The 11,319-nt window shown below is 35.8% G+C and carries 20 protein-coding genes; 18 read left to right on the forward strand and 2 right to left on the reverse strand.

Annotated elements, in window-relative coordinates; genetic code table 11:
- Both R5R67_RS17910 and R5R67_RS17915 read right to left on the reverse strand, forming a co-directional pair.
- The coding region (locus R5R67_RS17910; protein WP_318755056.1) for a hypothetical protein at positions 1-384 on the reverse strand (384 nt) is incomplete at its 3' end.
- 224 nt (positions 385-608) lie between these two features.
- A complete protein-coding gene (locus R5R67_RS17915) occupies positions 609-1,394 on the reverse strand; it encodes a LexA family transcriptional regulator (protein ID WP_025467419.1) in 786 nt (261 codons plus the stop codon).
- Positions 1,395-1,523: 129 nt separating this feature from the next.
- Here R5R67_RS17915 and R5R67_RS17920 point away from each other — a divergent pair, with 129 nt between their 5' ends.
- The 18 genes from R5R67_RS17920 to R5R67_RS18005 form a co-directional block, all read left to right on the forward strand.
- Complete coding sequence (locus tag R5R67_RS17920) at positions 1,524-1,745, forward strand: hypothetical protein (protein ID WP_009517148.1); 222 nt, start codon at positions 1,524-1,526, stop codon at positions 1,743-1,745.
- Between the two features lie 8 nt (positions 1,746-1,753).
- On the forward strand, positions 1,754-2,110 hold the full coding sequence (locus R5R67_RS17925; RefSeq protein ID WP_009517136.1) for a hypothetical protein: 357 nt from the start codon (positions 1,754-1,756) through the stop codon (positions 2,108-2,110).
- A gap of 53 nt (positions 2,111-2,163) precedes the next feature.
- A complete protein-coding gene (locus R5R67_RS17930) occupies positions 2,164-2,454 on the forward strand; it encodes a hypothetical protein (RefSeq protein ID WP_009517150.1) in 291 nt (96 codons plus the stop codon).
- Positions 2,451-3,296, forward strand: a complete 846-nt coding sequence (locus tag R5R67_RS17935) for a DNA adenine methylase (RefSeq protein ID WP_009517114.1) — start codon at positions 2,451-2,453, stop codon at positions 3,294-3,296. Before R5R67_RS17930 ends, R5R67_RS17935 begins: the two co-directional genes overlap by 4 nt.
- A complete protein-coding gene (locus R5R67_RS17940) occupies positions 3,289-4,218 on the forward strand; it encodes a YdaU family protein (RefSeq protein WP_025467417.1) in 930 nt (309 codons plus the stop codon). Before R5R67_RS17935 ends, R5R67_RS17940 begins: the two co-directional genes overlap by 8 nt.
- On the forward strand, positions 4,211-4,960 hold the full coding sequence (locus R5R67_RS17945) for a hypothetical protein (protein WP_009517126.1): 750 nt from the start codon (positions 4,211-4,213) through the stop codon (positions 4,958-4,960). Before R5R67_RS17940 ends, R5R67_RS17945 begins: the two co-directional genes overlap by 8 nt.
- Complete coding sequence (locus R5R67_RS17950; protein ID WP_009517162.1) at positions 4,957-5,070, forward strand: putative phage replication protein; 114 nt, start codon at positions 4,957-4,959, stop codon at positions 5,068-5,070. The genes R5R67_RS17945 and R5R67_RS17950 overlap by 4 nt, the downstream gene beginning before the upstream one ends.
- The gene (locus tag R5R67_RS17955) at positions 5,067-5,471 is read left to right on the forward strand and encodes a DUF559 domain-containing protein (RefSeq protein WP_009517101.1); all 405 of its coding nucleotides are present in this window, start codon (positions 5,067-5,069) and stop codon (positions 5,469-5,471) included. The genes R5R67_RS17950 and R5R67_RS17955 overlap by 4 nt, the downstream gene beginning before the upstream one ends.
- Positions 5,468-5,944, forward strand: coding sequence for a hypothetical protein (locus tag R5R67_RS17960; RefSeq protein WP_001277128.1), 477 nt, complete (start codon positions 5,468-5,470; stop codon positions 5,942-5,944). The genes R5R67_RS17955 and R5R67_RS17960 overlap by 4 nt, the downstream gene beginning before the upstream one ends.
- Positions 5,916-6,170, forward strand: coding sequence for a hypothetical protein (locus R5R67_RS17965; protein ID WP_000861102.1), 255 nt, complete (start codon positions 5,916-5,918; stop codon positions 6,168-6,170). The genes R5R67_RS17960 and R5R67_RS17965 overlap by 29 nt, the downstream gene beginning before the upstream one ends.
- Before the next feature lie 485 nt (positions 6,171-6,655).
- On the forward strand, positions 6,656-6,874 hold the full coding sequence (locus R5R67_RS17970; protein WP_009517152.1) for a hypothetical protein: 219 nt from the start codon (positions 6,656-6,658) through the stop codon (positions 6,872-6,874).
- 350 nt (positions 6,875-7,224) lie between these two features.
- Positions 7,225-7,485, forward strand: a complete 261-nt coding sequence (locus R5R67_RS17975) for a hypothetical protein (RefSeq protein WP_000171851.1) — start codon at positions 7,225-7,227, stop codon at positions 7,483-7,485.
- A gap of 313 nt (positions 7,486-7,798) precedes the next feature.
- Entirely contained in the window at positions 7,799-8,152 is a 354-nt protein-coding gene (locus tag R5R67_RS17980; protein ID WP_001039306.1) for a hypothetical protein, read from the forward strand.
- Positions 8,153-8,350: 198 nt separating this feature from the next.
- Positions 8,351-8,587, forward strand: a complete 237-nt coding sequence (locus R5R67_RS17985; protein WP_000152667.1) for a hypothetical protein — start codon at positions 8,351-8,353, stop codon at positions 8,585-8,587.
- Between the two features lie 662 nt (positions 8,588-9,249).
- On the forward strand, positions 9,250-9,705 hold the full coding sequence (locus tag R5R67_RS17990; protein ID WP_001136775.1) for a hypothetical protein: 456 nt from the start codon (positions 9,250-9,252) through the stop codon (positions 9,703-9,705).
- A gap of 61 nt (positions 9,706-9,766) precedes the next feature.
- Positions 9,767-10,234, forward strand: a complete 468-nt coding sequence (locus R5R67_RS17995; protein ID WP_000378527.1) for a hypothetical protein — start codon at positions 9,767-9,769, stop codon at positions 10,232-10,234.
- On the forward strand, positions 10,203-10,844 hold the full coding sequence (locus R5R67_RS18000) for a putative metallopeptidase (protein ID WP_000435228.1): 642 nt from the start codon (positions 10,203-10,205) through the stop codon (positions 10,842-10,844). The genes R5R67_RS17995 and R5R67_RS18000 overlap by 32 nt, the downstream gene beginning before the upstream one ends.
- A 58-nt stretch (positions 10,845-10,902) precedes the next feature.
- Positions 10,903-11,319 (forward strand): DUF2280 domain-containing protein (locus R5R67_RS18005; RefSeq protein ID WP_318755061.1); only part of this gene is annotated, 417 nt, incomplete at its 3' end.

An 11,319-nucleotide genomic window follows, 5' to 3' on the forward strand; every position in this document is an offset into this window, starting at 1 on the left:
GCGGATGTCTTCAAATTCGGTGAAATCGTTATATGACTTACCATTAACATCAGTGATTTCATTTACTGTGAGTTGGGTAATATCAACAGCGGTGAATTCAGAACCCGGAACGCCGTAGCTGTCTGGATGAGCTTCAAAATCAAAGCTAACATTTAAACGGAAGCTATCTAATTTGATGACGGCAACGCCAGAATGTTTACCTGTGATTTTTGCGGTTAAAACACCGTAAGTACTTGGTTGAGTCTTAGGGGTAAATAGAGAAGGGGCTTCTTTTGTTTGGAAAGCTGGTTGCAATTGGCAAGCAACCAAAGAACCACCAGAAATTGCAAGAGCAGCCATGCTGACAAATGCAAATGAGTTGAAAGGAGGAGCTTTTACATTCATAATTAACCTCATGTAAGTGGAAAGCCCTGATTGCCGTGGAAAGTTGTCAGGGCTTTTTGCTGTTCATGAGAAAAAATATACCTGCAAGGTAAAATAAAGTAAATACCTGTGAGGTGAAATTATTCCTATTTTTTTCTACTCATAAGGTGGAATACAAATTTTAGACAATAAAAAACCCACATATTGTGGGTCCAATATTTCAAAATAATTAAGTTAATTGCTAACTAAATTGCTTTTGGATGATGCTGTTTATGCTGACTAGGAGGAACAATATCTGTAATAGCAGTGATACTTTCAACCTCTTCCATATCAAAAGTTAGTCTTTCTCCGCCATTTACAGCTAAAAGATTTAAAACTCCGTTATGTATTCCAATAAACTCTTTGATTGTACATCTTCCATCTTTTAAACAAACCTGAACAAATTCGCTTGGAGTCAACTCTGCATCTGGATCACAAACTACATACCAACCATTTCTTATAGCTGGGTACATAGAGTCTCCAGTACCTTTTATTGCATACGCACGATCCCCCGCAGTATGAGTAGGGACATAACCATCCCCAGCATTTCCCTCATAACCCATGTCTGTAAAATAACCGTCCATTCCCATTTTGCTATATGCCTTAACTGGAACCCATCTTTTTGAAATAAATAAAGGTTTTTCAATGAAATTAGAGAAGATAACAGCATCTTCACTATCAGGAATATTATATTTTTTCTTAAATTCATCTATATCGAATTGCTTGAATCCAAGTGAGTCTTTTTGAGGGTTAGATTCATTTTGAATAGCTGATTGGTCTAAATATCCACGCGGTTTATTAAATGCTTCTTCAATTTTTAAGGCAGTTTCATCACCAATATTCTTAGTTGGATTCTTGCCAATATATTGACTCAATAACCCATAAGCCATTTCGATTTTATCGGCGAATTCAGAACGAGATAGCCCCGATTCCTTCATTAACTTCCTTGTATTAGCAAGTCTAATTTCATGAATAGTCTTTAATTCACTCATTTTGTAATTCACCTCTAGCGCTGAACTCAAAAATACCTAATGGGTAGAAAAAATAAATAGCCTAACAGGTTGTATTTTATTTACCTTGTGGGTATATTTATTAAATATATTTACCATTGAGGTGTATTAATGCTTACTCTTCATAGCTACTGGCGGGGATTAAGTGAGAGTGAACGTATCAAGTTCTGCAAAGAAGCAGAAGTTACTTATGGATATATGGAAACTCACCTAATCCATGGCCGTAAAAAACCAAGAATGGAAACCATTCAAAAAATGGTAGACGCAAGCGATCAAAAACTAACTCACAAAAGCTTATTTGAATTCTTTTTAGGAACATCAAAAACAGCTTAGGAAACAACATGAACAAATTATCCGTTGATATATCTGCAAGTGCCAGAAATGACGTCTCTCGTATATTGCATGGCCTTGATATAAGCAATCAAAAAGAGATTGCTGAACATTTAAAGGTTGATCCAAGCACTATTACTCGGCTTAAAACAGACAAGAAAAACAATGGTTTGAATGAGATTGAAATGTTTTGCGAGCTATTGAGTTTGCTTGGATTAAAAGTCGTTCCTAAAGATTACCAGAGCATTGATAAGGAACGTGTTGCTGCACTTTTAGTCATGTCTAAAAGTTGGATGAACCGTATAGAAACAGTTGATGACCTATTTCATGACGAAATCAGCGGAAAGAAAGAAAAGCTTGGATATTAAAAAAGCCTGATCTGGGAAATCAGGCTTCTAGGCATTCAAATGAGGTGAATCAAATGAACACAAATAATCTATCAAATCAACAGCAAATAATCCAGAGCTGGTTTGAGCCGGCTCTCCACACACTTAAAGCATTAATCAAAAAGTGTGAAGAGAACCTAGAGCGAGTTAAAGCTGACAAGAAAAATGCCGCCGTAAAGAGAGATGACTTTAAAGAAACTTTAGTCCGTCAACATCGTATTACGTATAACCATGCTGAGGAAATTATTAGAAGCCTTAGCCGTGCTGATCGTATTCGCTTCTTGGGTAGCACATACATTCAGATTAAAGAAGGCGGTGAAGCATGAATAATATGAATCACCCTTTAATCCGCTACCACGGTGGGAAGTTTCGGCTAGCACCTTGGGTATTAAGCCATTTCCCAAACCATACTTGTTATACAGAAGCATTTGGTGGGGCAGCAGGGGTATTACTCCAAAAACCACGAGCTTATGCTGAAGTCTATAACGACCTTGATGGTGAAATCGTCAATTTATTTCGAGTGCTCAGAAACGAAGAGCACCGAAATATATTAATTGAACAATTGGTTTTTACTCCTTATTCAAGGGATGACTTTCAAGAAGCATGGGAAACATGTGACGATCCTATTGAAAAAGCACGCCGTTTAATTATCCGAGCACAAATGGGTTTCGGTTCTGCAGGTGCTACTAAAGGAATTACTGGATTTAGGATTGATACAAAAAGGGCATATGGCACCGCCCAATCATTATGGATGACCTATCCAAATCATTTGGCAATTGTTGGAGAGAGATTATCTGGTGTTCTTATTGAGAATCGTCCAGCGATTCAAGTGCTTCAAGATCATGATAATTCGGAAACTCTTCACTATGTAGATCCACCCTATGTTCATGAAACACGTTATTCAGGTGCTAAGAATGGACGTGTTTATCGTCATGAAATGTCTGACCAAGACCATGAAGAACTCTTAAAAGTTTTACTCGAGCTAGAAGGCAAAGTGATTGTTTCTGGCTATCCGAGTGAACTTTACAACGACTATTTAGCCAAGTGGAAACGTGTTGAAACAAGTGCACGTATCTCATCAGGGCGTGGGACTGATGTCCGCACAGAATGCCTTTGGATTTCTCCAAATGCGCAACACCAAGATTTATTTGGAGGCATCCATGTATAAATATTTACATCATATCAGCGACTTTATGGTAGATACCGCTCACCTTAGTCCAGTCGAAGAATGCTTTTATCGACGCGCTCTAGATTTCTATTATTTGCATGAAAAACCATTACCCAAAGAAACCCAGTCGGTTTTTCGTCGGTTACGTGCAAATACCCAAGAAGAAAGGGAAGCAGTATTAATTGTGCTGCAAGAGTTTTTTGTGGAAGAGGAAGACGGGTTTCACAACAAACGTTGTGATTCAGAAATCGCCGCTTATCAAAAAGTAGGTGATAAAAATCGTGAAAATGGTAAGAAAGGTGGACGTCCACGTAAGGAGAAACCAAAAGAAAACCAAAGTGAAGGCGACTCGGTTAATTCTGAAAACCCACAAAAACCCAGTGGGTTAATTTTGGGTTCTGAAAGTGAAAGCCAAAAAAACCTTAACCATAAACCGTTAACCGATAACCAATATATAGATAGTAGTAGTAATGCGCGTGAAGAAAATTCGCAATTAACTCCAATTCAATTTGCTCAGTATCAGATCGATGATCACAAGCGTTATTCAATGCGTGAATTCATTTCTGAATACTCAGAGTTTCAATACGATTTCATTTCACTTGCTCAACAAAGATTCGTTTCGGTACCTGAAATCGACTTGAGAACCATGATTCAAAACTTCGGGGACTGGTATTTTGCAAACGAATCAAGTTCGTTGAATACACCAAGCATCTGGCTGGTTAAGTGGTTCTCTTGGGTTCAAAACAACGAGAAACAAGTCGCTGCTAACCGCAAGAAGCAAGAGCAAATCTCTATAGCTGGGCAAAAATCACAAGAGCCGGGTTACTTCTCCAATCTTTTTGAGGAACAAAATGAATCTCAAATTTTGGATGTAACCCCAGCAAAAAAGTTTCCAATGATTGAGGAGGTAGGTCATGCATGAGATTACCTTGAACGAAGTGCGTCAATTAATCGCTTCTCTTCGCACTGTTTACGCTGCTCAGTTCAATAAGCAATTTCCAGCAACAGGCGAAAGTGCAATTCCTCTGTCAGTAGTTGAGCAAATTGCACTTAAAACACTGGTTGGCGTTCAACAAAATCAATTTAACAACGCGCTTGCTCGATTACTTACAGCAGGTGGGCGTTTTATGCCGTCATTTGCTGAATTTCGCACCTGGTGTATCGGTGAAAGTTGGATGTCTCCAGAGGAAGCTTGGTCACGTGCTTGTAAATTCACAGCAGACCGTACGGTGATCATTACCCAAATCACAAAGTATGCATTAGATGAAGTTATGTACTTGATCGAAGCCGGTCAAATGAGAGCAGCTCAAGATAATTTCTTCAGAACCTATAACGTGATGGTGGCTAAAGCTCAGTTAAAAGGCCGTCAGCAAGAGTTTTACACACCGCCGTTACAACTAGAGCATAAAGAACCTGAACACACTCCAGTAAGCAATGATGAAGCACAAAAGCATCTCAAATCTTTGATGGAACGGTTAAAGATTAATGGCCGTAAACCTGCACCAGTACAAAAACTTGAGGCAAAAGAAAAAGAGCCTGAACTTGCAAAAGAATTAGGTCCAGATCCTTTCGACAATCCGCATGAATACGCAGAGATGTGTCGCCGAGAAGGTATGCCGATACCTAGAAATATTCAGCAGTTAATTGATGGGGCGAATGTATGAATAAATTCGAGATTTTAGCGTGGGGGTTACTCATTTCATTTTTCACAGCTTCTATTTGTGGGGCGGTGGTTTTGTGGTGGTTTGCAAGAAAGGAGGTCGTTGAAGAATGAGTTCAATGAGCCTTGCCGATTACAAACGTCTTTATGCAAAACGAAGTAGCAAAACTAAGCGCCGTGCTTCAGTAAAAAAAGAACGAGTTGTAAGTGAAGGCGAGGCAACGCTTGTACAACATTTAAAAACACACAAGATCAGTTTTGAGCAGGAATACAAATTCCATCCAACACGTAAATGGAGAGCAGATTTTTTAATAACGGGTACAAAGATTTTAATTGAGGTAGAAGGCGGGATCTGGAGCGGAGGCCGTCACACAAGAGGCAAGGGCTATTTAGGGGATATGGAGAAATACAACTCCGCAGCAATGATGGGTTTTACAGTTTTACGGTTCAGCACAGAGCAAGTGAAAGCAGGCGTGGCGATTAAACAAATTGAGCAATTGGTAGGTGAAAAATGAGTGCAGTTTTAAAAACACAACAAATGGATTGGTCTAAATATACTATTGACGGTTGGTTAGAGCAGTTTGGCGCATGGTGTGAAACAGTTAGAATGAAAGGGGGTGATTTGCCAGATGGGCTTCATATCAATCAAATTTACTGGTTGATGCGTGAAGCTGGCAAAGAAGTACAAAAAAGTAAATCTTATATTCGATGTGAGATCAGTGATTATGAGGCGGATCAAATTCAAGCACTTTTACGAAGTCTATTAAATTCTGATAAAACAGATTTTACAACTAAGTTTGCATTAATTTGTTTAATTAAAAATAAGGTTGAAAATAAAGGATTGTTGAAGGTTGCTCAAGAAACAAACCAATCTAAAGCTCAGGTCGCAATTATGGTGAGTTGCGCTAGATTTTATTTATTAGGTCATGATAAAAGATTAAGACAAAATGGAGGTTCAAATGAAAACATACACTGTAAAACTATATGAAGGCGTTAGTCGGGAGAAAGTTAATGAAACTTTGAAATACTACCCTGATTATTTTGGTAAAATATCAATAATTACAAATGTAATTAATAATAAATTGCAATTAACACTAAAAGCATTTGAAGGAATCGACGTTATAACTGCCAATGATCTAATGATTAAAATTGTTGAACGTTTAAAAGCTTCTCAATTAGTAGAAAAGCATAATTTAGACTTGTTGACTGTCTAGACGCTTTATGGCATATTTTTGATATAGTGGACGAAGTATAAGTAATTCACTGATCTAAAGCTCATCGTTTGATGGGCTTTTTGTTTTTATACTTGCTAGATTTCAATTATGATTTAAAATTAAATCAGGTGGCTCGTCGCCAAACATCGCCACCTGAAATTCTATTAGAAATGATAGTTATTTGTTTGTGTCACCTCCATATTAATTAATTGTAGAGTTGATATTGTGTTGTACTGGTGGTGGGCACCAAGCGCCACCAGTACAATCGTTAAAAGCGCCCCTTTTCTTTGCATTAAGTAATGTTCCTTTGATTTAATGGTTAGATTTACACCACACATTAGCTGTCTTCATCCTAAATACATGGTCGTTACATTATAAATCATCTAAATTGAATGCTTGTCTAAATGTTAAGCGTTTAAGAATGCCCACTTAAGCATGTTTATATTTATGCTATAGTCCAGTCTAATTAGAATTTGGTACTTAAAATGAATATCTGTGTTGGTGGTGAACTAGATGGGCAAAAGATAGAGAAAGAAGGCAGATTGCTTAAAGCTTCTGATATAGATCCTTCATTTAGCTCTGAGTACTACAAGCAAGTTTTTAACCGCGACAACATCAATTATCATTTTTGGCTTCCAACAGGATCCAACTTGCACGAAATGTCTGAGCGAGTTTTGGATATTTTGAGAGCATCAAAAAATTAAGCTTAAAGTATATTGTAAATAATCTTCTAACTTGTATGATATGTCACAAATACTGCGCTGAAAGTTTTTGTTTTTATGACCCGTTTCTTTTTTAGAAGCGGGTTTTTTGATTTTAAAACCCCACTCGCTTAGGACGCTTTGCGAGTTTACTTGCCGGACGTATTACGGCGCAAATGGCCCCGCTACATACTAGTTATTGGCGGGGTTTTTTCTTTAATTAATTTGATGATTTAGTTCTCGGTAGTAAATAATTTACTATTGAGAACTAAGTATTTGAAAAATAAAAATAATTTTATTTTTTATTTTATGTTTAGTATGTTGGTAAATATTAATTATTTTTAGGTGAAAGTATGACTTTATTTATTGGTGGTCGCCATCATGGACAATTCTTGTCGAAAGACGAGTCAGATTTGAAGTTAGAAAGTATTCCAAAGCAGTATGGACCAAGAACAGGTATGCAAAGGCCAACAGAGTCATACTTTAGAACCCAAGTAAGCTTCCAAGGAGAAGTGAAAACGTTTTATATAATTTCTGGAAAACAACCAATCGAAATGAGAGATGAAATACTTGATTTATGGGATCAAGTAAAATCAGACATATATGCTATCTAAATAGTTTAAGAAATTTTCTTCCTTTTTCGGGCGGTTGTCTTTCGTGCTATAGTCCAGTCTGATTAAAAACTGGTACTTATAATGAATATCTGTGTGGGTGGTGAACTCAATGGGCAAGTGATAGAAAAAAAGGGGTGTTAAGAACAAAGATGTATATAAATATTAGTAAATTATAAAATTATTAAATAAATTCAAATATTTAAATTAAAAATAAGTGATAAAACTTTAACAATATTTACGTACGTGATGAATTTAGTAACTCAAATAAACATTATTTTAGACGGATAATTATAAAAAACGGAGTACAAATGTCATGAATAAGAATGTAGAGCTAATAAATTACATTGATGTAGCTGAGACAGTTTACGAACGGGTATATGAAAATAATAAAATTTCAAATAATTTGATTGTTAATCTAAATCGCATTATGGCTGAGATAAAGAATCAAGCTGCAGAAAAAAAACTCAAATTGAAGTACAGCTCAATAGACTTTGAATATTGTTTAAGTTTGCCTTTAGCTGATCGCAAAATAAAAGTAGATTTAAGCCTTATACCTCATTTTGAAGATCGTGAAGAAAGTATTTTGTGGTTAACTAACTTTATTGGAAAAATTTGTGAGCCCAGAAAGATGCAAAGACAGAAAAAAAACTTCATTAAGTACCTGTGAATTTTAGATGAACAGCCCTTAAAGCGGTTTTTTATTGCTAGTAGAATATTTAAGGTATCTTTTCTAATAGGCACACACTATTAAAGTGTTTTTTATTTATTTTTTAGATTGAAAAGATTGCTATTTAAGTAATTTAAATATAAAAATCTTTATTGATTGAGAGTAGTTGTTATACAGGATATTTATAAGGATTTTAAAATGACAATTATCACATTGCTCGATGTTAAGACGAAGAAGAAGGTGATAGTTCGGTCCGTAATAGACCCAATAGCAAGAAAAGACAAAAAAGGGAATATACAAATTATTCAAATTCATAAATGGCTATATGATGAATCTGGAGATTTCGTTGATGAAGACTTATATGAGGCACTCAACAATGGAGAAGTTGGAATATACATAACTTTGCAGTATATGATCATTAATATTGAAAATTAATTATTTTTTATTTTTAGTCAGTTTGAGTTCTTACTCTCTAGAGCCTAATGGTTACTACACATAAGACCTTATTAAGTATTACCTATTGATGGGCACATATTCTTTATAACTCTTAATAAGTAAAAAAATTATGTAGGCTAAAAATAAAACTATTTAAAAAGAAATCTTTATCTATTTAAATATGAATATTTGATATTTTTAATTCAATCCCTATTGCTAGTGCTTAAATATTATGCCAATATGAAGTTGGAGATATTTCCGAATAGATATTTCCTATTTCAGGTCTAAGCGTTTTTTTTCGCTAAGCCCATTTCTGAATAAAAATAGGAAGTGGGCTTTTTTATTTTTAAATATTTCAGTATTATCAGTGTGTTGCTTTAAGTAACACTAAACCTTATTGATCAGCGCAAATATCAAAAAAAGGGGGAGCTTGCCTACTAGGCAAGCTTTTTAAATTGATGATTTAAACACAATAATCCATTTTAAAGCTCAATAGAAAGATCAAACTTCCATAGCTTTTATTCGTACTAATTTATTGAATATAATCGTTTTTATAATTTTTAAAATTTTCTTAAACTAAAAATGGAAAATTTCTTGTTGCAACATTGTTATAATAGGACTACCTTAAGAAAAATACTTTATAAAAATGAGGAGCTGCTGAAATGCCACAGTATCTCATGTTTGCGGAAAATATTTATAACAAAATTAAAGATGAGGAATTGTTTTCACATGACTGTATTGAAAATATGAACTTACTTATGACATGTATACGCAGAGAAATTGAGGGAACAGAATTTAAATTAAAATATAATTTTATTGATTTTGTTGAATTGTTTAGTAGACCATTAGATGAATGTAAAGTAAAAATAGATGTGAGTTTGATTCCTCCTCATAATTCAGAAGGTGAGTATATTTTATGGTTAGCTGGATTAATCGAAAAAATTACAGAAGGTGGACCTAAACCACCTCCGCCTATAAAGAAGTTTATTCCAGAGTATATGAGCTTGAAATTTGAATTAGATTTTTTACCCTTAAATGAGGAAAAAATTCAAAACGAAGGTAAAGAAATTACGGATTACTTTAATTCAAAGCTTTATAAGGCAACTTTTAAGAAGTAATACTATATTGCCTGTGAGTTTAGCCACCGCCTAAGGGCGGTTTTTTTTATGGGTGAGAATAATGGATTCTACAGAATACTTTTGGCTTACACGAAAAAAAGAACCTAAAACTAAGTCCAAATCTAGACCACTACCTAAAGCTACTCAAAAGTACTTAGAGGCTGAAGAAGAATTTACTCAAGCTTTGGATAATCTGGAAATTAAGTACGAAAAGAAACTCCAGTTTAAGTCTACTAAGCATTGGCGTTTTGATTTTCATTTAATTGAATATCGTATTTTAGTTGAAATTGCTGGTGGACCTTGGTCAGGTGGCCGAAAGGGCAAGCTGGCTACAAAAGCGTGGAGTATGGACCGTTACGATGTTGCTGAAGAAATGGGATATACCGTTGTTCGGTTAGAGGCAGCACCAAGATTTAAGATTAATGAATCTGGTCCATTGCAGATCCAAGCTCATTTCGCTAGTCAGTGGCTTAAAAACTTAAAGAGGCAGATTTTTAATGGAGCAGATCAGACCATTTCCACCGACTGATTTTATTGATCAAGCAGATGAAGAAGAAGCAATTAGACTAACACCAGCACCAGATCTAAAAAAATGGGTTGTGGCTAATTACTTAACTATTGGGGGTCCTATTTATAATCCAGATCATGATCATATTGCTGAGCTGCTTCATGATAATGACGAGTTTTTAGCATTCGCGTGGGCCTCTTCTGCATATAAAAGCAAGCAAGCTATGGTGTTGGGCCAGTGCGAAAAAGTCATGTTCAATGTTGGTGGCTGGCGTAAAGCTCGACAAGAGCAACAGATGCGTGATTGGTTTGGTTTTGTACCTACTTATTTAATAACTGTCGACGCTTCTTTCTGTGAGCGTGCAAACGATACAGAGTTCTGTTACTTACTTGAACATGAGCTTTACCACATTGGAGTGATGAGAGACGAGGACGGAGAAATTGTTTATAGCGATAGTTCTGGTCTTCCTAAGCACTATCTTGCAGGTCATGACGTTGAAGAGTTTATTGGCGTAGTTAAACGTTATGGACCAAGCAAAAATGTTAAGCGACTTATTGAAGTCGCAAAAAATCCGCCGTTTGTTTCGAATCTTGATATTTCAAGATGCTGCGGAAATTGTGTAATCAATTGAGCCTTTTGGCTCTTTTTTTTGTCCTGTTTGCTGTACGTAGCTGTACGAAGGGGAATTTATGGCAGCACTAAAAGAGCCTGTGAAAATATTTATTGTTCAAGCTCTTGCATGCCGTGATACCCCTCAAGAAGTGGTTGAACAGGTCAAGCAAGAGTTTGGAGTTGATATTAGTCGTAGCCAATGTGAATGCTATGATCCAACAAAATATTCGGGCAGAAACTTAAGCAAGAAATTTGTTGAGCTTTTTGAATCAACCAGAGAGAAATTTGATGAAGGCTTAATTGATATTCCTATTGCTAATAAGTACTACCGTCTGAAGCAATACCAAAGACAGCTTGATAGAACTAGAAACGTTAAAACAGCGCTAAAAATTCTAGAACAAGCTGCAAAAGATATTGGTGGACAATTTACTAATCGCCAAGAAATTACAGGCAAAGACGGCGGACCATTACAAACGGTTAATTCGGATGTGCCT

This window comes from Acinetobacter sp. OYA S30 (genome assembly GCF_033599315.1).
Lineage (GTDB): Bacteria > Pseudomonadota > Gammaproteobacteria > Pseudomonadales > Moraxellaceae > Acinetobacter > Acinetobacter baumannii.